Origin of the sequence: Mycolicibacterium smegmatis, assembly GCF_001457595.1 — a bacterium.
Lineage (GTDB): Bacteria > Actinomycetota > Actinomycetes > Mycobacteriales > Mycobacteriaceae > Mycobacterium > Mycobacterium smegmatis.
The window spans coordinates 4,875,309-4,895,115 of the sequence record NZ_LN831039.1 but is presented as its reverse complement, the minus strand read 5'-3'; the positions used below and the strand labels follow the sequence as shown (position 1 = coordinate 4,895,115).

Below are 19,807 nucleotides of genomic sequence, written 5' to 3'. Positions count from 1 at the left end.
TGCCGCACAGGCCGGTCACGGCCATCGTGCGGATTTGCCGGATGCGATCGAACGGCCTCCGGGCAATCTTCTCCGAAAGGAAGAATTTCGTTTTCCGATGTGGCACTCTGGCAGGGTGCGAGTGACGGTGATCGCGGCCGCGGCAACGGTTCTGGCCGGTCTGTTGACAGCACCACCGGCCGCTGCGGGCCCGCAGACCTGTAACGACGCGTTCTGCGTACCTGGCATCAATCCGCATGCCGTGCTGGGGGCGCCGTGCAGCAACACCACGTACTACGTGTTCGGCGTTGACGCCCGCAACAATTGGGGTCGTCTGGTGTTCTGCGGTTCGCCCCGCCGGTACGAGCCCAGGTGGTTCCGGTCGCCGCCGATGGCCGGCATCCGTGACGAGAACAGTTCGTGCCTGGGGGAGTTGAACATGGTCGCCCAGGCGCCCGACGGGTTGTTTTTGACGTGTGTGCCGATGAACGGCGAGACGCTCTGGCGGCGCGGGGACGCGTAACCGCTCAGGCGGGTGGGCCTCACCAGGCCCGGATGGAGCACAGCGCGCCTTTGGGCCCGCTGTCGGTCTTCACCACGACGCCGTCGACCGCGAGTTCGCAGTTGAAGCCCGGCGGTTCGAGATTCGGGGCCTCACCGCTCTGCACCACCACCATGGCCCACAGGTTGGGGTCGGCGAGCATCGTCTCGTGCACCCACGGCTTGTCGGGCGCGACATCTGCCTCGGCGCGCGGGCTGAAGACGTACGGATTGTGGCTGTAGTCGGAGAAGATCGCCGGCTGCGTGTCGCGGTAGTAGATGTGCGCCCAGAACGGCGCGTCCGCCGTCACGGTGTAGCGCACGTGGTGCAGCACCGGATCGTCGGCCGCGGCTGGTGCCGCGGCCACCAGCGCACCTCCCAGCAGTCCCAGTGTGGTGGCGAATGCCAGTGTCGACCGCATCGATCACATCCTCGTCAGGAAGAACGGATAGGTGAACGAACCGCCGGGGGCGCCATCGCACCCCACATCGAATGTGGACACCATCTGGCCGGCGAGTGTCGTTGCGTCCCAGGTGTACACGTCGTGGGTGGGAATCGTGGGGCCGTAGTAGATGTCACCGCACCGCAGGCCGAACGGATCGTCGATGACCATGGTGTAACGACCGTCGACGACGACTGCCTCGGTGTAGGTGTTGGCCGCCTTGGCAATGGGCTGCGGAATCGCCTGAACCTGTACGCAGTCGGTGCGACTCTTGTCGTCGGCATCCCGACACGGTGCCATCATCGAGAAGACATACGTGTGGAAGTCGCGGCGATCGGGCATGTGCAGGTTGTAGTTGCCCAGATACATCGCCGACGCCGGCGGCGCGAAACACGTTGCCGCGACGCCGAGCACGGCGCTTGCTGCACTGACCACGGCGCACATCACGGGCGATTTCACGAAGCACCTCCACGGCTCGCGGCACTGCACGGCTGACTATAGAACGAGATCGGGCTCCGCCGTGGCGAATCCGCAATCTCGTCCGTCCTCAGCGCACCGGTTCGAACTTGATGTGAAGGTCGGTCAGGCCGCGCAGGATGTACGTCGGCTCGTAGGTGTAGCGCCGGTTGTCGGCCGGACCGTGATGCTCCTCGTCGATCCTGATGTCGGCCATGCGGTCGAGGATGCGCTCCAGGGACACCCGGCCCTCGACGCGCGCCAGCGGGCCGCCCGGGCAGCTGTGCACGCCGCGGCCGAACGCGATGTGCTCGCGGACGTTCTTGCGGTCGAGGCTGAAGGTGTGCGGATCCTCGAAGCGGACCGGATCCCGGTTCACCGCTCCTGGGCACACCATGAGGGTGGTGCCTGCAGGCACGTCCACTCCGCCGAGTTGGGTGGTTTTCTTGGCAAGGCGGAACTGGCTTTTCACCGGGGCGTCCATCCGCAGGGCCTCCTCGACGAAGGTCGGGATGCGGCTGCGGTCTTCGCGCAGTGCCTGCTGGATGTCGGGCCGGTCGCCCAGCACCCGCAGGGACGCCGACAGGAGCTTGGTGGTGGTCTCCTGGCCCGCCGCGAAGAGGAACGTCGCCGAGCGCACGACGTCGATGACCTCGGGCGTCGAACCGTCCGGGTACTTCGCGGTGGCGAGCGCGGTGAGCACGTCGTCACGTGGTTCCTTGCGACGGTCCTCGAGGTAGCGGACGAATTTGTCGTCCAGCCAGGCCAGTGGGTTCATCGCGAGTTGGTCACCGTCGAGGGAGCCCACGATCGCGCCGGGCCGCGGAGCGCCCAGCACGTGCCGGAACTCGTCATGGTCCTCCTCGGGGACACCGAGCAGGTCGGCGATCACCAACAGCGAGAACGGCTTTGCGTACTGCTTGAGGAACTCGCAGCTGCCGTCGTCGATGAAGTCGTCGAGGCACTCGTCGGCCAGGCGCCACATGAAGTCCTCGTTCTCCTTGAGGCGCTTGGGCGTCAGTAGCCGGTTCAGCAGGGACCGTGCGTTGGTGTGCTCGGGCGGATCCATGGTGACCATGTGCTCGAACATCGGCAGTTGCGTGCGGTGCTGCTCGATCTGCCCGGTGATGTCGTCACCTTCTGGCGTGAACGGCAGCGGCGGGAACGGACCTCCGACCGCGATGCACGACGAGAACGTCTCGGTGTCCTTGAGGACGGTCGTGGCCTCTTCGAAACTCGTGATCGCGAGCACGCCGTAATGGGGCTCCCGGACCACGGGGCACTTGCTGCGCAGGTGATCGAAGTAGGGATGCGGGTCGGGGACCAGCGACTGATCGGTGAAGTAGTCGACGGTGTCGAAATCCGGTGTCGTGGCCGCAGGGTCGGTTGCCGTGGAATCGGTCATGTTGCGCTTCCTCCGAAATCGATGTGCGCTGCAGTGGTTTCGCGGCAGAGGGAATGGATGATCCGCAAAGTGCTGAGCACTTGCTTAGCATGGCGGTAGAGTCGTGGTCAAGATCACACGGAGCGCCGACGTTACGATTTGGTGGGAGTCGCGGGCGACGTGATGTGGCGCGTTTTCGGGAAGGGGTGCGGGTATGGCATCGGCGCGAAGGATCGGGGCGCCGGACGCGAAGAATCGCATCGTCCTGCTCGACGCAGCCGAGGCGCTCATGATCGACGAGGGCTACGCGGCCGTCACGTCCCGCCGGGTCGCGGAGCGGGCCGGCCTCAAGCCGCAACTGGTGCACTACTACTTCCGCACCATGGACGATCTGTTCCTCGCGGTGTTCCGCAGGCGCGCCGAGGAGGGCCTGGCGGCGCAGGCCCGTGCGCTCGACTCGCCGCAGCCGCTGTGGGCGTTGTGGCGCTTCGGCATCGACCCCAGTGCGACGCGGTTGACGATGGAGATCATGGGTGTGGCCAATCACCGCAAGGCCCTGCGCACGGAGATCGGCCGCTACGCCGAACGATTCCGTGACGAGCAGACCAAGGCGATGACAGCCGCGCTGGACCGCTACGGCGTCAACGCGGCCGACGTGCCCCCGATCGTGTGGACCTTCCTGGCGACCAGCGTGTCGCGCGTGATGGTGATGGAACAGGCGCTCGGGATGTCGGCCGGGCACGCCGAGGTGCTCGAGTTCTGCGAAGGCTGGCTGCGACGCATCGAAGGCGAACCGCTGCCGATCGAAGCAGCGGGCTGACCTTTCCCTCGCGAGCAGACATATAACTGCCTGAAAAGCGCTGAAAACAGGCAGTTCTGCGTCTGCTCGCGGGGAGAACACCTCAGAGGGAAAGGATCGTGGCGGATGCGGTGCCGGGTGCGCCGTAGACCTGCGCGAGCCCGACACGGGGGTTGCCGGGCACCTGGCGGTCGCCGGCCTCGCCGCGCAACTGGCGTACGAGTTCATGCATCTGGCGCAGACCCGAGGCCCCGATCGGCTCACCGTTGGCGATCAGGCCGCCGTCGGTGTTGACGGGGATCGAACCATCGATCTCGGTGGCGCCCTCGGCGATCAGCTTCTCCTGATCGCCGTCGGCGCACAGCCCGGTCTCGGCCATGTGGATCACCTCGGCACCGGCGTCGGTGTCCTGCAACTGCGCGATGTCGACGTCCTCGGGGCCGATGCCCGCGGCCTCGTAGGCCGCCCTGGCCGCGTACACCGTGGGCGCGGCGTCGGACTCGGGCGGCGCCGAGGTCGCGTGCACCTCGTAGGCGCCGAAGGTCCGCGTGCGGATCTCGCTGGCGCGCACGTACACCGGCTTGTCGGTGAACTTGTGCGCGATGTCGGCCCGGCACATGATCACCGCGGCCGCGCCCTCGTCGGGTGCGCAGAACATGTATTGCGTCAGCGGGTGGTTCAGCGTGGGTGAGGCGAGGATTTCCTCGACCGAGATCTCCTTGCGCCGGAACGCATTCGGGTTCAGTGCGCCGTTGCGGAAGTTCTTGTTGGCCACGCGCGCCAGCGTGTCCTGGCTGATGTTGTGGTCGTGGAGATACTTGTTGGCCTTCATTCCGAAGAACTTGGTGGTGACGAACTGCCCGTTCTGCGCGTACCACTGCGGCAGTGCGAGCTTGGCCGGATCGTCGGTGAACGCGCCGCGCGGATGCTTGTCCAGCCCGACGGCCACGCCGATGTCGTACTTGCCCAGCCGGATCGTGTCTGCGGTCTGCTGGATCGCGCTCGCCGAGGTGGCGCACGCGTTGAACACGTTGGTGAACGTGATGCCGGTCAGGCCCACCAGGCGGGTCACCGAGTCCGGGTTGGACACCTCGTAACTGCCGCCGAACCCGAACTGGATGTCCTTCCACTCGACCCCGGCGTCCTTCAGGGCCAGGCGGATGGCCTCGGCGCCCATCTGCACCGCGGGCTTGTCGAAGCGGCCGAACGGATGCAGTCCCACGCCGATGATGGCGACGTCATTGGTCATTGCTGAACCTCCTCAGACCGGCTGGAACGCGAACGTGACGACCTCGTTGCCCTCGTCGTCGGTGGTGAACGGAATCATCGTGAGCTCGACCTGCTGGCCGAATTCCAGCTTGTCCGGGTCGTTTTCGGTCAACCGGCCCTCGACGCGGATGACGGGGCCGGTCTCGTCGGCGAGTTCGACCAGGCCGACACCGAACGGCACGAAGTCCTTACCCGTGGGGCCCGCGTACGGGGCGCCGGGCGGGAAGCCCTGCGTGGTCCACGCGACGACGGTGCCGCGGCGGGGGAGCAGCACCTCTGAGGTGTCGGCGCTGCTGCACCTGGGGCAGTGGTCCTGCACGGGGAACACGTAGGACCCGCAGGTGTCGCATCTGCTGCCGATCAACTGCGGATTCTCATCGGGCCAGGTGGAGATCTCGGGCGCCAGGGCTTTCTGAGTGGACACGTGCTGACGATAACCGGAAATGTGATTCTCGTCCAGTGAGAACCGAGTACCTCACTAGGCTGGGGAGCAGGCTCTTTCACCCGCAGATTTCAGAGAGGATGCGATGAATCCGGTGCTGCCCGGTTCGATCTGCCAGATCGGCTACGTGGTGGCCGACCTCGACGACGCCATCTCACGGTGGCTGCAGATGGGCGTCGGTCCGTGGTTCGTCATCCGCGGGATGACGCAGCGGGTCCGGTTCCGCGGTGAGCCGTGTGAGGTGACGCTGTCGCTGGCGCTGTCCAACAGCGGCGACCTGCAGATCGAACTCATCCAGCAGCACGGCGACACCCACAGCGTGTTCACCGAATTCCTGGCCGCCACCGGCGGTGGCTTCCATCAGCTCGCTTACTGGGCAAGGGACTTCGACGCGGCCGTCGCCGACCTCGAAGACGCGGGCTGGCCCGAGGTGTGGTCGGGAGGGGAAGCCGAGGGCGTGCGCTTCGCGTACTACGAGCCACCCGCGGGGGCGACGGTCATCGAGATCATGGAACTCACCGACGCGTCAGCCGGTATGGCCACCTTCGTGCGGCAGGCCGTGAGGGCGTGGGACGGTTCGGACCCGGTGCGCGAACTCGGCGGCGCGTGATCGCCGGAGATCCCACCGGTTCACTTCTTCTTGTTCATCACCTTGTCGGCGGCCGCCCAGTGCTCTTCGGCGACCCACAGGCGCGCGAACGCCGCCACGGCCTCGGTGGCGGGGACGCCACCCATCACGCGTTTGATCTCGCCGGCCGGGCGCCCGGCGAGCGTGTGTGCCAGAGCCCGCCACCCGTCGGCGAATTCGGCGCGCGGCAGGACCTGATCGACGAGTCCGACGCGCTCGGCCTCGGCGGCGTCGAGCACGCGTCCGGTGCCCGCGAGCAACAGGGCCCGGCTGCGGCCGACGAGTGTCACCAGACGCTCGGCGCCGCCCCACGCGGGCATGATCTCAAGGGCGACCTGGTTGAATCCGATCTTGACGTCATCGGCCGCGATCCGGATGTCGGCCGATACGGCCACTTCGGCGCCGCCACCGAGGGCGTGTCCGTTGAGCGCGGCGATCACAGGGCCGGGAAACCCGGCGATGCGGTCGCAGATCGAGCGCATGCGCCATGCCATGGCCCCGGCCTCGCGTTCGGTGCGAAGTGCGGCAAGTTCTTTGAGGTCGCCCCCGGACACGAACGCGCGGTCGCCCGCGCCCGTGATGGCCAGTGCGCGCGAACCGGCCGCCCCGTCGAGCGCCTTGTCGAGCTCGTCCATGGTGTCGAGCGAGATGGCATTGCGGGCGTGCGGCCGGTCGATGGTGATGACCGCAAGTTCGCCGTCGAGTTCGAGGTCGACCAAATCGTTCTCCACTTCCGGTATTGGTATTCTCGTGGACTGAGAATAGCATCACCGGTGTGCGCGACATCCCCGCTGAGCTGACCAAACGGTACGTCGAGGAAGGGTGGTGGACGCCCGAGACGCTGGGTCAGATGCTGGCCGAAGGCCTCGCGGCCGGCCCGGACGTCGTGTTCTGCGTCCACTCGGAGGTGCGGCCCTACACGGGCACCTTCGGCGAGGTCGAGACGCTCGCGCGCCGGCTTGCCGCGGGTCTGCGTGCGCGTGGGGTGGGGCCCGGTGACGTGATCGCGTTCCAGCTGCCGAACTGGATGGAGGCCGCCGCGGCGTTCTGGGCCACGTCCTTCCTCGGTGCGGTGACCGTCCCGATCGTGCACTTCTACGGGCGCAAGGAACTCGCGCACATCCTGTCCACCGCCAAGCCCAAGGTGTTCCTCACGACAGAGCGCTTCGGGCGCATGAGCTTTCAGCCCGACCTGTGCGCCCAGGTCCCCATCGTGGGCCTGGTCGGCGAGTCGTCGTTCACCGATCTGCTCGCCGAGCGGCCGATGTCGGGGACGCTCGACACCGATCCGGCCGCGCCCGCGCTGATCGCGTTCACCTCGGGTACCACACGAGATCCCAAGGGCGTCATCCACAGTCATCAGACGCTGAGCTGCGAGACCCGTCAGCTGCTGGCGAACTACCCGCCCAACCGTGGCCGTCAGCTCACCGCGACCCCGGTCGGGCACTTCATCGGCATGGTGGGGGCGTTTCTGATCCCGGTGCTCGAAGGGGCGCCCGTCGACCTGTGCGACGTCTGGGACCCCGCGAAAGTTTTGCGGCTCATGGAGAGTGACGGTCTGTCGATCGGCGGTGGCCCACCGTATTTCGTCACGAGCCTGCTGGATCACCCCGACTTCGCCGACAGGCATCTGGCCCGCATCAGGACCGTCGGACTCGGCGGGTCCACGGTGCCCGCGGCGGTCACCCGCCGTCTGGCGGACCTCGGCATCTTCGTGTTCCGGTCCTACGGCAGCACCGAGCACCCGTCGATCACGGGATCATCGCCGTCGGCGCCGGAGGGCAAGCGGCTCTACACCGACGGCAATCCTCGCCCCGGGGTGGAGATCCGGCTCGGCCCCGACGGCGAGATCTTCAGCCGCGGTCCGGACCTGTGCCTGGGGTACACCGACGATGCGTTGACCGCCAAGGCATTCGACGACGACGGCTGGTACCGCACGGGCGACATCGGCTATCTCGACGATGACGGATACCTCACCATCACCGACCGCACGGCCGACCTCATCATCCGTGGCGGCGAGAACATCAGCGCGCTCGAGGTCGAGGAGGTGCTGCTCGGCATCCCCGAGGTGATCGAGGCCATCGTGGTGGCCGCCCCCGACGCGCGGCTGGGCGAGCGTGTCGCCGCGGTGCTGCGCACGCGCTCCGGGGCACCGCTGCCCACGCTCGACGACGTGCGGGCGCACTTCGAACGCGTCGGCGTCGCGCGCCAGAAGTGGCCCGAGGAACTGCACCACGTGCCGGACGGTCAGGACTTCCCGCGCACCGCGAGCGGCAAGGTGCAGAAATACCGCGTTCGCCAGGCTGTTCGGAACCCGGCGGCAGTGATGGACATTGCGACATCCGCAAACTGAGAATATGATTCTCGCGATAGGAAAAGGAGTGTTCCATGGGGCAACTGTCGCATCGAGTCGACATACCGTTTCCGCTGTTCGACGCGGACAACCACCTGTATGAGCCGCCGGAGGCGATGACCAAGTACCTCCCGAAGGACTACAAGGACATCGTCCAGTACGTCGAGGTCAACGGCCGCACGAAGATCGCCATCAAGGGCCAGATCAGCAACTACATCCCGAACCCGACGTTCTCGGTGGTCGCCAAGCCGGGCGCATGGGAGGAGTACTTCAAGTTCGGCAACCCCGACGGCAAGAGCAAGCGTGAGCTGTTCGGCGAGCCGATGCGTTCGATCCCGGCCTTCTTCGAGCCGGAACCGCGTCTTGAGCTCATGGACCAGCTGGGCGTCGACCGCTCGCTGATGTTCCCGACGCTGGCGAGCCTCATCGAGGAGCGGCTGCGCGACGATCCGGTCGCCATCCACGTCATCATCCACTCGCTGAACCTGTGGCTCGACGAGGTGTGGGGCTTCAACTACAAGAACCGGATCTTCACCACGCCCGTCATCACGCTGCCCATCGTCGAGAAGGCCATCGAGGAACTCGAGTGGGCCGTCAGCCGCGGCGCGCGCGCCATCCTCATCCGGCCCGCGCCGGTGCCCGGTTTCCGCGGTCCGCGCTCGTTCGCGCTTCCCGAGTTCGATCCCTTCTGGGAGCGGGTCGTGCACCACGACGTGTTCGTCGGCATGCACTCGTCGGACAGCGGCTACTCGCGCTACACCTCCGAGTGGGACGGTGCCGCGCAGGAGATGCTGCCGTTCCAGACCAACGCGATGTCGATCCTCAACGAGTGGCGCCCGATCCAGGATGCCGTGGCCTCGTGGGTGATCCACGGTGCGCTGTTCCGGCATCCCAAGCTCAAGGTCGGCATCGTCGAGGCCGGCTCGAAATGGATGTTCCCGCTTCTGGACTCCATGGCCGAGGTGTACAAGAAGGCTCCGGAGGCGTTCCTGGGTAACCCGATCGAGGAGATCAAGAACCGCATCTATGTCAGCCCGTTCTACGAGGAGGGCATCGACGACCTGATCAACCTCATCGGTGTGGATCAGGTGCTCTACGGTTCCGACTGGCCGCACCCCGAGGGCCTGGCCGAGCCGACGCACTACGTGACCGCACTCGAGCACCTGTCGGTCGAGGACCAGGCAAAGATCATGGGCGGCAACCTGGGACGTCTCGTCACCACGTGACCCACCCATCGTGGCAGACCATCCCCGAGATGGTCCTGAGCGCAGCGGACCGGTTCGGCGACGCCGAGGCTGTCGTCGACCATGGCGACAATCCAGCTGGGGCCGCCGGTCCGCTGCGCCTCACGTTCGTCGAACTCGCCGACCGGGTGCGCCGCGCCGCGGGCGCCTTTCTCGCACACGGGATCGGGCGAGGTGACCGGGTGGCCATCTGGGCACCCAATTCCGCCGAATGGATGATCGCGGCATTCGGCGCGCTCACCGCGGGCGGCGTGGTGGTCCCGGTCAACACGCGCTTCAAGGCCGAGGAGGCCGCCGACGTCATCCGCCGCAGCGGCGCGAAAGTCGTTCTGCGCCAGCAGGGTTTCCTGGGGCAGGATTTCGAGGTGCCTGCCGGGGTGCCCGCGATCGAGATCAAATCCGACTTCCTGGCCTCTGGCGAGCCGGCCGTGGTGGGCGGGCTGCGCGGCACCGACATCGCCGACATCGTCTACACCTCGGGCACCACCGGGCGTCCCAAGGGCGTCATGATGAATCACCTCCAAACCCTGCGGTTGTATGCGGAATGGTGCGACCTGGCCGATCTGCGCGAGGGCGACCGCTACCTGATAGTGAACCCCTTCTTCCACACGTTCGGTTACAAGGCCGGCTGTATCGCGAGCCTCATCCGGGGCGCCACCGTGCTGCCCGTGGCAGTGTTCGACGTCGACGCCATCGTGGAACTCATTGCGACGGAACGCGTCACGATGTTGCCGGGGCCGCCGACGCTGTACCACTCGCTGCTCGGGGTGCCGGACAAGGCCAAGCTGGCGACGCTGCGCGCGGGGGTGACCGGTGCGGCCGACATTCCCGTCGAACTCATCCGGCGCATCCACGAGGAGCTGCCGTTCGAGACCGTGGCCACCGGCTACGGTCTGACCGAGGCGGGCACCGCGACGCTCTCGCGCCCGGGCGACTCCTTCACCGACATCGCGACCACCGTGGGCACGGCGTGCGACGGGGTCGAGGTGAACCTCGCCGACGACGGCGAGGTGCTGGTCCGCGGCTACAGCGTCATGCAGGGTTACCTCGACGACCCGGCGGCCACCGCGGAGGCCATCGACGCCGACGGCTGGCTGCACACCGGTGACCTCGGCGAGTTCACCGAATCCGGCCGTCTGCGCATCATCGGGCGCAAGAAGGACATGTTCATCGTGGGCGGCTTCAACGCCTACCCGGCCGAGATCGAGGGATTCCTGCTGGAACACCCCGACGTCGCACAGGTTGCGGTGATCGGCGTCGACGACGACCGCATGGGCCAGGTGGGCAAGGCGTTCGTGGTGCTCAGGGAGCCACTGGATGGGACCCGGCAGTGCGTCACGGCCGAGGATCTGATTGCCTGGAGCCGTGAGCGCATGGCGGGATATAAGGTGCCCCGGTATGTGGAGTTTCTCGAAGAGCTACCCCTCAATGCCACGGGCAAGGTGATGAAGGACCACCTGAAAGCGCGTGAAGCACTCAGCAAACGCTGAGCCCACGCACAGCACGTAAATAACGTTTCCGCAGCAAAAGCGGTATTTTCCAGCCCCCGCTGCCGATGCAGGGTCGGGTCGCTATCAAAAACTGATAACGTGATTCTCATTGAGCAGGCTGCTGAACGGACAGGAGGTCCACATGCCGTCCCGCAAGCCTACGTTGCCCGTGATCAACGGATCCCATGGTGACGATCAGGACGCCGACCGCAGCGATTCCCCGGCCGGGGAACTCTCGGCCGACGACGCGCTTCTGCTCGCCGAGCAGGCCGAGGCCGAAGCCGCGGAAGCCGAGGCGATCGCCGCGGCCGCGCGTGCACGTGCGGAGGCCCTGCGGTTGCGGCGGCAGGCCGAGGAGGCCGCCAAGCGCAGCTCCGAAGCCGACGCCGAGAACGAGTCCGTGGACGAGTCCGAAACCGGCGAGCCGGAAGACGCCGAGAACGCCGAAGACACCGAAGACACCGAAGCCGCCGAGGACACCGAAGCAGCCGAGAAGGACAGCGCCGGAAAGCCGGAGGCGCAAGAGGCGCAAGAGTTGCCCGAGGCCAAGCTGACGACCCGCACCAACGCGCCGGTGTGGAAGTGGATCGCCGCGGGAGTGACGGTGGTGATCATCCTCGGTCTGCTGACCGTGAGCGGCCTCATGATGTACCACCACAAGCAGATGCAGGACGATCAGCGCCGTGCCGCCGAGTTCGCCGCGGCGGCCCGCCAAGGCGTCGTCACGTTGATGTCGCTCGATCACACCCACGCCAAGGAGGACGTGCAGCGGATCATCGACATGTCGACCGGCGACTTCCGCGCCGACTTCGAGGCGACCGCCGAGGACTTCGCCAAGGTGGCCGAGCAGGCCAAGGTCACCACCGAGGCCCAGGTGAACGCCACCGCGGTGGACTCCATGACCGATGACTCCGCGGTCGTGCTGGTCGCGGCTACCTCGCGGATCTCGAATTCCGCCGGGGCCGATCAAGATCCACGCAACTGGCGGCTGAGCGTGACCGTCAAGCAGGACGGCGACCAGATCAAGTTGGCGAAAGTCGAGTTCGTACCGTGAGCGCGCAAGACCAGACCTCCGACGCCGTCGAGGCACCCGAGACCGTCGACCAGGCCGTGACCGCCACCGAACCCGCGCCCGCACACGCACCAAGCCGAGGGGTGCTCAAGGCGATCAGGGCCAAGACCGTGCCGATCATGCTCGGAATCGCTCTGGTCGCGTCGGCCGCACTGGCGACGTTCGTGTACCTGACGCAATACCGGGTGGACAAGGAGACCGATCCGGCCGCGGCCGAGGTCGCGCTCAAGGCGGCCACCGACGGCACGGTCGCGCTGCTGTCCTACGCACCGGAAAGCCTCGACCAGGATTTCGCGACCGCCAAGACGCATCTGACGGGTGATTTCCTCTCGTACTACACCGACTTCACCACCAAGGTCGTCGCGCCCGCTGCGCAGCAGAAGAAGGTGAAGACCAAGGCGACCGTCGTCAACGGTGCGGTGTCGGAGATCAAGCCCGAGTCCGCGGTGGTGCTGCTGTTCATCAACCAGACCACCACCAGTCAGGAGATCCCCGACGGGTCGTTCGCGACCAGCAGCGTCAAGGTCGGCCTCACCAAGATCGACGGCAACTGGCTGATCTCCACCTTCGACCCGGTGTAGAGCCAGCCCGTCTCAATCCTGGGCGTGGCGATCGTAGGCCCAGCGCTCCAGACGCACCTGCAGGTCGTGCAACCCCCACGCGCCGAGCGGCAGGCCGACCGACATCAGCACGATCAGTCCTACGACGGGCGCGGTCACGGCCAACTCGGATCGGTCACCCGGTGCAGCAGATGGCTCCTGAAGCCGTGCTGCGGAAGCTGCCTGCGGTCCTGGTCGGTCGCGCCGGCGAGCACGTCCCGTCGCAGGTTGCGGAGCTGCTCACGTTCGCTGGCGCACCACGTGTCGGGCCAGCCCTCGAGCAGGTCGCCGTTGTGGAGCAGGGCCTTGAGTGCAGGATCGGCAACGCCTCCGCGGGCTGCGCGCACGCCGGTGAGCCGGATGATCTCGTGCCAGTCGACCCATACGTTCGCAGCGAGCGCGATCTCCTGGGGCGCCACCTCGAGCAGCGCATCCGCCCCCATCGGCCGCAACCGCCACAGTGCCGAGCGTAACGACGCGACAGCCCTGTTCGGCGGGCTTCCGGGCCACAGTGTCTCGCACACCCAGTTACGGTGCAGCGGCCGCTGCTTCAGCGCGGCCAGCGCGACCAGCCGCCGGCACGACGGCGGTAGCGCGAGCTGCTTCATATCCCGGTAAACGACGAACTCACCCAGAAGGTTCAGCGAAAACTGTCGATGCACGTACTCATCGTGACGCCGCGACGCACGTATGACACGAGTAGTGCACTACTGCATTTGCTGTGATTTCGGGCGAACATGTTTGCCGGCACCCGCGCGATGCGCGCCGACGCCGAGGGGGGAAGGATCCAGGACGTGGACGAGGGGGCACGCGAGCTACCTGTGCAGGCGCACCGGCTTTTCCGGATGAGCGGACGTGATCCGCATGAGCAGCACCGGGTGGCATCACCACTTGAGCTGTTGTTCGACCTCACGTTCGTGATCGCCTTCGGCGTCGCGGCCTCGCAGCTGGCGCACCTGATAGCCGAAGGGCACGTCGCGCACGGGCTGACGGCGTTCGGCTTCGCGACGTTCGCGATCTGGTGGGCGTGGATGAACTTCACGTGGTTCGCCTCGGCGTACGACACCGACGACTGGGTGTACCGCGCGATGACCATGTTGCAGATGGTCGGCGTCATCATCCTGGCCCTCGGGCTGCCGGCGACGTTCGCGTCGATCGACCACGGCGGACATGTCGACAACGCCGTGATGGTGGCCGGCTACGTGGTGATGCGCATCGCGCTGGTGGCGCAGTGGCTGCGGGCGGCCGCGCAGGACCGGCAGCACCGCACGGCGTGCCTCACCTATGCCGCCGCGCTCGTGCTGGCGCAGCTCGGCTGGATCGCCCAGATCTTCGTGCAGACCACGCCCATGGAGTTCTTCGCGACGGGTGCGGTGCTGGTCGCAGTCGAGATCTGCGGTCCGCTGGTGGCCGAACGCCGCATGGGCGGCACACCGTGGCACGCCCACCACATCGCCGAGCGGTACGGCCTGCTGGCGATCATCGCGCTCGGTGAGGGAGTGGTGGGCACCGCGGCATCGCTCACGGCCGCGGTCGGCGAGCAGGGCTGGTCAACGGACGCCGTGCTGCTCGCCATGGCGGGCACGGGTCTCACCTTCGGCTTGTGGTGGGTGTACTTTCTGGTTCCCGCCGCCGAACTGCTGCACGTGCATCGCAGGCTGTCGTTCCGGTACGGCTATCTCCACATCTTCGTGTTCGGGGCGATCGTGGCGACCGGGGCCGGGCTGCACCTGGCCGCCTACCACGTCGAAGGACACTCGCACCTCGATGCGGTCGCCACGGTGCTCGCCGTGGCGGTTCCGGTCGCGGTCTTCCTGGTGGGCATGTTCGTCATCTACGCGACCCTGGTCGGCACCGTCGACCGCTTCTACCTGGTGCTCCTCGTGGTCGCGGCCGCACCGCTGGTCGCCTCGGTCGGCCTGGCCGCGGCAGGAATCGACATGGCGTTGTGCCTGCTGCTCGTGACGGCCGCACCGATGATCGCCGTCGCAGGCCACGAGGCCGGGGGCCACCGCCGCATCGGTGCGAAAGTCGCCGAACGGATCGGCGGCGATCAGCGTGGCGGGTGAGCCTCGAACCCTTCGAGCAGCATGCGTTCCTGCTCGGCGGCCATCAACCGGCGGGTCTTGTGGCGGGTGATCAGGATGCCGATGGTCGCCAGGATCCAGATGGCGTACTGCACCGTCCAGGCCAGGCGGAACGACTCGAACGAGTAGCTACCGGCATGTGACAGCACGACGCCCATCGCCTGCATGACGATCAGGGACGCCAGGAATCCGCCCATGTTGACCATGCCCTGCGCGGTGCCGAGCGTCGCACTCGGATTGAACGTCCGGGCGAAGTCGAAGCCGACCATCGACCCCGGACCACCCACCGAGATGATCACGATGAGGACCACCAGCAGCCACGTCGGCGCGGGACCGGGCAACGCCAGCACGATGGTCCAGATCGACGCGTTGCTCGCGATGATCCAGAGCACCAGACGTGATCGGCGGTGCGGGTGCCGCCCGGTGAAGATGCCGATGGCGACACCGGCCGAGATCGCCGTCACCACCGAGACGGTGAGCAGGGCGCCGGCCGCCGCGGTCGAGAGACCCTGCGCCACCGTGAGATAGGGGACGCCCCACATCAGCGCGAACACCGTGACGGAGAACTGCGTGCCCATGTGGGTGAAGAACCCGAGCCGGTTGCCCGGGCGCAGCCAGACGGTCTTGACGCTGCCGGGGATGTCGCGCACCGAGGTGGTCTCGGTGGCCACGACGCGGCCGTGCGGCGTGTTCTTGACGACGGCGAGTACCAGCGCCATCACGAGCAGCCCGAACGCGCCGACCGACAGGTATGCCGGTGTCCAGCCGGCCGCGGTGAGCAGGGCCAGGAACGGAACCGCCGACAGGACCTGGCCGAGTTGGCCGCAGATGCCCGTCAGCTGGGTCAGCAACGGAACCTGCGAGGGTTTGAACCAGTGCGGCACCAGACGCAACACCGAGATGAAGGTGACCGCGTCGCCGAGGCCGACGATCGCGCGGGCGCCGATCGCGGCCGGTAGCGACTCGCTGAACGCCAGCACCAGTTGGCCGCCGGCCATGAGCGCTGCGCCGCACACGATGAGCACACGGGAGCCGAACCGGTCCAGCAGCACACCGGCGGGGACCTGCGCGCCGGCGTAGACGACGACCTGGAGCACGACGAACGTGGACAGGACGGTGGGAGTGGCGGAGAACCGGTCGGCGGCCTGCAGGCCCGAAACGCCGAGGGTGGTGCGGTCGAGGACGGCGATGATGTAGGCGAGGAGCCCGGTGGTCCACACGATCCAGGGACGCACCACGCTGCCTTTCTTCGAGCCCTCGTTGTTCTGATGTCCGGCTCCATGGTCGCGCAGCGCTGCCGGGGGATTCCATCTTTGCCGAGGTGAGTTCACTCACCGTGCGCCGGCCCGCCGTCGCGCAACGCGAGCCTGAGAGTTGGCTGAGATTGCATAGTCACGGAGTTTCTGCGGCTGATTTCTCGACATCGCTGCAGATAAGAGCGACTAAGTTCTTTGTTCTGTCGTTTGTGCGCCACGCTTGAAAAATTTGCTCGCTACGTTCGGCCGGAGGTAGGGTGGCGGCATGGGTGTCCGTTCAGGGCGACGCGGGGGACGTCGGGTTGGCTGAGTATCGATTGGACGAACTCGCCCAGCTCTCAGGTGTCAACGCGCGAAACATCCGCGCGTACCGCGAGCGCGGGCTCCTCGACCCGCCTCGCCGGGTGGGTCGCTCGGCGTACTACGACGATGCACACGTGGCCCAGCTCAGGCTGATCGCTTCGTTGCTGAACAAGGGTTTCAGTTCGGCACACATCGCCGAGTTCTTCAGCAGCGTCCGCCATGGGCAGGATCTCGCCGAGGCGCTGGGAATCGAGCGGGCCGAGTTGACCGCCCACCGCTCTCCCATCACCGCCGACGTGTCGGAGTCCGACGCACGCACCCTGGTCGAGGCAGGCCTCGCCGAGTTGGCCGACGGCGTCTTCGTGCTGACCGACCCCGCGCTCAGTGCCGCGGTTGCCGCCAGCGACGATCAGCCGGCGCTGATCGGGACCGCTGCGCGCGTCGCGCGCTTGACCGCGGATGCGGTCGACGACCTGGCCGAACAGGCTGCTGCGGTATCCACCTCCGATCCGGAGAGCGGGCAAGCCGTGGACATCACGCCGACGGTCGTGGCGCGGGCGTTCAACCATTCGTTCCACCGGGCCTTCCGGCGCGCGCTGCACCTTCGCGCGTCCTGAAGCAGGCGTCGAGACCCTGACTAGACCCGCGCTCCGGCGGGGTCACCCCCGAAACGCCCCGCGAGCCATACCGGGATGATCGCCAACACGGTCAGTGCCGCCGCCACGACGTTGATCACCGGCGCCTGATTGGGCCGGAAGAGGTTCGAGAAGATCCAGATCGGCAGTGTCTGCACCGTGGGTCCCGCGGTGAACGTCGTCACCACGATCTCGTCGAACGACAGCGCGAAGGCCAGGATCGCGCCGGCGAGCAACGCGCCGCGCATCATCGGGAACGTGACGAACCGGAACGTCTGCCACGACGACGCGCCGAGATCGGCCGACGCGTCCTGCAGGCTCGAACCCATCTGACGCAGCCGCGCCTGGGTGTTGTTGAAGACGATCACGATGCAGAACGTCGCGTGGCCGATGATCACCGTGGCCATCCCGAGCATCAGCCCGAGCGCCGAGGTGAACGTCGCGTTGAGCGCGATGCCGGTGACGATGCCCGGCAGCGTGATCGGCAGCACCACGAGGAAACTCACCGTGGTGCGCCCGAAGAACCGGTGCCGCTGCACGGCGAACGCGATCATGGTGCCCAGCACCAGGGCGATCGCGGTGGCCGCGAGACCGACCACCACGGAGTTGGCCAGCGCGTGCCACATGCCCGGGCTGCGGGCCGCGTCGGCCCACCAGGCCAGCGTGAAACCGGTCGGCGGGAACGCGAACGTGCGGGATGCGTTGAACGCGTTGATCAGGACCAGCAGCAGGGGGATGTACAGGAACACCAGAACCACGGCGGTCCAGATCCGTAACGCCCTGATCCCGTTGCGCGAGAACATCACACGTTCTCCAGTGCACCCGTGCGCCGCATCGCCAGCAGATAGGCGACGATCGCGGCGAGCGGGATGATCGACAGCGCGGCCGCAAGCGGCTGGTTGTTGGCGGTGACGAGCTGGCCGTAGATGATGTTGCCCAGCATCTGCGTCTTCCCTCCGACGATCGTCACGGCGATGTAGTCGCCGAGCGACAGTGAGAACGTGAAGATCGAGCCCGCCGCGATCCCCGGGAAGACCAACGGGGCCAGCACCATCCGCATGGTCGCGAAATCGGACGCGCCGAGGTCCGAACTGGCGTCGACCAGCGCGTCGGGGATCCGCTCGAACGCCGCGTAGACCGGGATCACCATGTACGGCAACCACAGATAGGTCAGGGTGGCCACGGTGGCGACGATGCCGTAGCCGGGCGTGAACCCCGTCGCCCACGACAACGGTCCCTCCGGGGAGAGCAGCATGCGCCACGCGTAGGCCTTGACCAGGTAACTGGCCCACAGCGGCGTGGTCACCGCGACCACCAGGATCAGCCGGGCACGCGGCGAGGCGATCTTGGCCATGTACAGCGCGATGGGCACGGCGAGTGCCGCGCAGATGACCGTGACGGTCAGCGCCACCCCGAGCGTGCGCAGCGTGGCCACGCGGAACACCTCGTCGGTGAGCACGCGCTCGATGTTGTGCAGCGTGAAGGCGCGCACCACCGCGCCGGTGAACTCGTTGGTCTGCCAGAAGGCCGAAACGAGAAGTACCGCAAGCGATCCCAGATAGGCGACGACCAGCCAGGCCAGCGGCGGCGTCAGCAGGAACGCCAGCCGAGCCCGGTCTGTCAGCCCTTGACCTGCTGCCACTTGTCGACCCACTCGCTGTAGGCCGTGCAGCCGTCGCCGCTTCCGTCGACGCACTTGGTCTGCGGTGTGGTCCAGTAGGCGATCTTGGCGGCGAAGTCGGCGTCGGTCGCGTGGTAGATGTCGCAGAAGTCCTTCTGGGTGGTGTGTTCGCACGCCTTCGTCTGGGCCGGCGCCTCGCCGAAGTACTCCGCGACCTGTGCGTTGACCTCGGGAGAGATGATCCAGTCCATCCACTTGTACATGCAGTTCGGGTGGGCGGCCTTCGACGACAGCATCCAGGTGTCCGACCAACCGGTCGACCCCTCCTTGGGCAGCACGGTGTTGACCTGGACCTTGTTGTCCGCGCCGATGGTGTTGGCGATGACCTGCCAGGTGGTGCCGATCACCGAGGTGCCCGACTCGAAGGCCTGCACCTCCTTGGTGTAGTCCGACCAGTACTCGCCGATGTTCTCGCGCTGGGTCTTGAGCAGTTCGGTTGCGGCGTCGAGTTGTTCGGGTGTCAGCGAGTACGGGTCCTCGATGCCGAGTTCCGGCTTGGACTTCGACAGGTACAGCGCCGCGTCGGCGATGTAGATGGGGGAGTCGTACGCGGTGACCTTGCCCCTGTACTTGGCGGCGTCGTCGAACACCGCGGCCCACGAATTGGGGGCGTCGCGCACCACGTTGACGTTGTACATCAACAGGTTTGCGCCCCAGCCGTGTGGAACCCCGTACATCTGGCCGTCGACGGAGTTCCACGGCTTGTCCTTGAGGAAGTCCGAGACCGTCGCGTAGTTGGGCACCAGATCGGTGTTCACCGGCGCGACGTCACCGGCGTAGATGAGCCGCAGCGTGGCGTCGCCGGATGCCGAGACACCGTCGTACTGGCCGCTTCTCATCAACTGCACCATCTCGTCGGAGGTGTTGCCCACCTTCACGTTCACCTGGCACCCGGTCTGCTGCTCGAACGGTGTCACCCAGTCGACCGCCGGATCGTTGGAGCCGTCCTCGGCGTAACCGGCCCACGCGACCAGGTTCAACTGGCCTTCGCCGTCGCCCACGGCGCTCAGCGGTTCCATCTGCGGTGGTGAGCCGCCCTCACCGCCGCCGTTCTGCTGCGAATCCGAGCAGGCGGCGACGAGCGTCGCACACGCGGCGAGCACGAACGCGGTACGCACGGCATTGCGCATGGCAGAGAACTTCATCG

Annotated in this window: 22 protein-coding genes; 10 read left to right on the top strand and 12 right to left on the bottom strand. The window is 66.9% G+C overall.

The window, feature by feature from the left end:
* Positions 1-97 precede the first annotated feature (97 nt).
* The gene (locus AT701_RS23380) at positions 98-502 is read left to right on the top strand and encodes a hypothetical protein (RefSeq protein ID WP_042510592.1); all 405 of its coding nucleotides are present in this window, start codon (positions 98-100) and stop codon (positions 500-502) included.
* A gap of 19 nt (positions 503-521) precedes the next feature.
* On the opposite strand, the gene AT701_RS23375 is transcribed toward AT701_RS23380, so the two are convergent.
* The 3 genes from AT701_RS23375 to AT701_RS23365 all read right to left on the bottom strand — a co-directional run bounded on the left by AT701_RS23375 (position 522) and on the right by AT701_RS23365 (position 2,823).
* Positions 522-941, bottom strand: coding sequence for an Rv2576c family protein (locus AT701_RS23375; RefSeq protein ID WP_003896184.1), 420 nt, complete (start codon positions 939-941; stop codon positions 522-524).
* A gap of 3 nt (positions 942-944) precedes the next feature.
* Positions 945-1,421 (bottom strand): hypothetical protein, encoded by a 477-nt coding sequence (locus AT701_RS23370; protein WP_003896183.1) that lies wholly within the window; start codon positions 1,419-1,421, stop codon positions 945-947.
* Between the two features lie 88 nt (positions 1,422-1,509).
* Entirely contained in the window at positions 1,510-2,823 is a 1,314-nt protein-coding gene (locus AT701_RS23365; protein ID WP_011730081.1) for a cytochrome P450, read from the bottom strand.
* Positions 2,824-3,016: 193 nt separating this feature from the next.
* Here AT701_RS23365 and AT701_RS23360 point away from each other — a divergent pair, with 193 nt between their 5' ends.
* Positions 3,017-3,622 (top strand): TetR/AcrR family transcriptional regulator, encoded by a 606-nt coding sequence (locus AT701_RS23360; RefSeq protein ID WP_003896181.1) that lies wholly within the window; start codon positions 3,017-3,019, stop codon positions 3,620-3,622.
* A gap of 82 nt (positions 3,623-3,704) precedes the next feature.
* On the opposite strand, the gene AT701_RS23355 is transcribed toward AT701_RS23360, so the two are convergent.
* Positions 3,705-4,850 carry a thiolase family protein gene (locus AT701_RS23355; RefSeq protein WP_011730080.1) on the bottom strand — a complete coding sequence of 382 codons (1,146 nt, stop codon included), beginning with the start codon at positions 4,848-4,850 and terminating at the stop codon, positions 3,705-3,707.
* Positions 4,851-4,862: 12 nt separating this feature from the next.
* Positions 4,863-5,294 (bottom strand): Zn-ribbon domain-containing OB-fold protein, encoded by a 432-nt coding sequence (locus AT701_RS23350; RefSeq protein WP_011730079.1) that lies wholly within the window; start codon positions 5,292-5,294, stop codon positions 4,863-4,865.
* A gap of 103 nt (positions 5,295-5,397) precedes the next feature.
* Here AT701_RS23350 and AT701_RS23345 point away from each other — a divergent pair, with 103 nt between their 5' ends.
* On the top strand, positions 5,398-5,922 hold the full coding sequence (locus AT701_RS23345; RefSeq protein WP_011730078.1) for a VOC family protein: 525 nt from the start codon (positions 5,398-5,400) through the stop codon (positions 5,920-5,922).
* Positions 5,923-5,942: 20 nt separating this feature from the next.
* Here AT701_RS23345 and AT701_RS23340 read toward each other — a convergent pair whose 3' ends face one another.
* Positions 5,943-6,659, bottom strand: coding sequence for an enoyl-CoA hydratase/isomerase family protein (locus tag AT701_RS23340; RefSeq protein ID WP_003896177.1), 717 nt, complete (start codon positions 6,657-6,659; stop codon positions 5,943-5,945).
* Positions 6,660-6,715: 56 nt separating this feature from the next.
* Between AT701_RS23340 and AT701_RS23335 the strand changes: the two genes are divergently transcribed.
* From AT701_RS23335 to AT701_RS23315, 5 genes are all read left to right on the top strand, one after another.
* The gene (locus AT701_RS23335) at positions 6,716-8,293 is read left to right on the top strand and encodes an AMP-binding protein (protein ID WP_058126685.1); all 1,578 of its coding nucleotides are present in this window, start codon (positions 6,716-6,718) and stop codon (positions 8,291-8,293) included.
* 35 nt (positions 8,294-8,328) lie between these two features.
* Positions 8,329-9,519, top strand: coding sequence for an amidohydrolase family protein (locus AT701_RS23330; protein WP_058126684.1), 1,191 nt, complete (start codon positions 8,329-8,331; stop codon positions 9,517-9,519).
* A 29-nt stretch (positions 9,520-9,548) separates the two neighbouring features.
* Complete coding sequence (locus tag AT701_RS23325; protein WP_223496014.1) at positions 9,549-11,027, top strand: FadD3 family acyl-CoA ligase; 1,479 nt, start codon at positions 9,549-9,551, stop codon at positions 11,025-11,027.
* 142 nt (positions 11,028-11,169) lie between these two features.
* Positions 11,170-12,081, top strand: coding sequence for an Rv1363c family protein (locus AT701_RS23320; RefSeq protein ID WP_011730075.1), 912 nt, complete (start codon positions 11,170-11,172; stop codon positions 12,079-12,081).
* The gene (locus AT701_RS23315) at positions 12,078-12,680 is read left to right on the top strand and encodes a hypothetical protein (protein ID WP_011730074.1); all 603 of its coding nucleotides are present in this window, start codon (positions 12,078-12,080) and stop codon (positions 12,678-12,680) included. The genes AT701_RS23320 and AT701_RS23315 overlap by 4 nt, the downstream gene beginning before the upstream one ends.
* Before the next feature lie 12 nt (positions 12,681-12,692).
* On the opposite strand, the gene AT701_RS35965 is transcribed toward AT701_RS23315, so the two are convergent.
* The gene (locus AT701_RS35965) at positions 12,693-12,818 is read right to left on the bottom strand and encodes a hypothetical protein (protein WP_011730073.1); all 126 of its coding nucleotides are present in this window, start codon (positions 12,816-12,818) and stop codon (positions 12,693-12,695) included.
* Entirely contained in the window at positions 12,815-13,360 is a 546-nt protein-coding gene (locus AT701_RS23305) for an AfsR/SARP family transcriptional regulator (protein WP_011730072.1), read from the bottom strand. Before AT701_RS23305 ends, AT701_RS35965 begins: the two co-directional genes overlap by 4 nt.
* Positions 13,361-13,435: 75 nt before the next feature.
* On the opposite strand from AT701_RS23305, the gene AT701_RS23300 reads away from it, so the two are divergent.
* Positions 13,436-14,767: a low temperature requirement protein A gene (locus AT701_RS23300; protein ID WP_058126683.1), complete on the top strand. Its 1,332-nt coding sequence runs from the start codon at positions 13,436-13,438 to the stop codon at positions 14,765-14,767.
* Here AT701_RS23300 and AT701_RS23295 read toward each other — a convergent pair.
* Positions 14,752-16,020, bottom strand: a complete 1,269-nt coding sequence (locus AT701_RS23295) for an MFS transporter (protein WP_029104427.1) — start codon at positions 16,018-16,020, stop codon at positions 14,752-14,754. The genes AT701_RS23300 and AT701_RS23295 overlap by 16 nt on opposite strands.
* A 290-nt stretch (positions 16,021-16,310) precedes the next feature.
* Between AT701_RS23295 and AT701_RS23290 the strand changes: the two genes are divergently transcribed.
* Positions 16,311-16,961, top strand: coding sequence for a MerR family transcriptional regulator (locus AT701_RS23290; RefSeq protein WP_223495730.1), 651 nt, complete (start codon positions 16,311-16,313; stop codon positions 16,959-16,961).
* A 20-nt stretch (positions 16,962-16,981) separates the two neighbouring features.
* On the opposite strand, the gene AT701_RS23285 is transcribed toward AT701_RS23290, so the two are convergent.
* From AT701_RS23285 to AT701_RS23275, 3 genes are read right to left on the bottom strand one after another with little or no spacing between them, the layout of a single operon-like run.
* Positions 16,982-17,782 (bottom strand): ABC transporter permease, encoded by an 801-nt coding sequence (locus AT701_RS23285; protein WP_003896166.1) that lies wholly within the window; start codon positions 17,780-17,782, stop codon positions 16,982-16,984.
* Entirely contained in the window at positions 17,782-18,621 is an 840-nt protein-coding gene (locus AT701_RS23280; protein ID WP_003896165.1) for an ABC transporter permease, read from the bottom strand. Before AT701_RS23280 ends, AT701_RS23285 begins: the two co-directional genes overlap by 1 nt.
* Positions 18,600-19,790, bottom strand: a complete 1,191-nt coding sequence (locus AT701_RS23275; RefSeq protein ID WP_014878137.1) for an ABC transporter substrate-binding protein — start codon at positions 19,788-19,790, stop codon at positions 18,600-18,602. The genes AT701_RS23280 and AT701_RS23275 overlap by 22 nt, the downstream gene beginning before the upstream one ends.
* Positions 19,791-19,807 lie beyond the last annotated feature (17 nt).

What these genes read in the sequence shown, in the direction of transcription:
- AT701_RS23380 (WP_042510592.1), top strand. Translation starts at nt 98, where the DNA reads ATGTGGCACTCTGGCAGGGTGCGAGTGACGGTGATCGCGGCCGCGGCA.
- AT701_RS23375 (WP_003896184.1), bottom strand. Translation starts at nt 941, where the DNA reads ATGCGGTCGACACTGGCATTCGCCACCACACTGGGACTGCTGGGAGGT.
- AT701_RS23365 (WP_011730081.1), bottom strand. Translation starts at nt 2,823, where the DNA reads ATGACCGATTCCACGGCAACCGACCCTGCGGCCACGACACCGGATTTC.
- AT701_RS23360 (WP_003896181.1), top strand. Translation starts at nt 3,017, where the DNA reads ATGGCATCGGCGCGAAGGATCGGGGCGCCGGACGCGAAGAATCGCATC.
- AT701_RS23355 (WP_011730080.1), bottom strand. Translation starts at nt 4,850, where the DNA reads ATGACCAATGACGTCGCCATCATCGGCGTGGGACTGCATCCGTTCGGC.
- AT701_RS23345 (WP_011730078.1), top strand. Translation starts at nt 5,398, where the DNA reads ATGAATCCGGTGCTGCCCGGTTCGATCTGCCAGATCGGCTACGTGGTG.
- AT701_RS23330 (WP_058126684.1), top strand. Translation starts at nt 8,329, where the DNA reads ATGGGGCAACTGTCGCATCGAGTCGACATACCGTTTCCGCTGTTCGAC.
- AT701_RS23325 (WP_223496014.1), top strand. Translation starts at nt 9,549, where the DNA reads ATGGTCCTGAGCGCAGCGGACCGGTTCGGCGACGCCGAGGCTGTCGTC.
- AT701_RS23320 (WP_011730075.1), top strand. Translation starts at nt 11,170, where the DNA reads ATGCCGTCCCGCAAGCCTACGTTGCCCGTGATCAACGGATCCCATGGT.
- AT701_RS23300 (WP_058126683.1), top strand. Translation starts at nt 13,436, where the DNA reads ATGTTTGCCGGCACCCGCGCGATGCGCGCCGACGCCGAGGGGGGAAGG.
- AT701_RS23285 (WP_003896166.1), bottom strand. Translation starts at nt 17,782, where the DNA reads ATGTTCTCGCGCAACGGGATCAGGGCGTTACGGATCTGGACCGCCGTG.
- AT701_RS23275 (WP_014878137.1), bottom strand. Translation starts at nt 19,790, where the DNA reads ATGCGCAATGCCGTGCGTACCGCGTTCGTGCTCGCCGCGTGTGCGACG.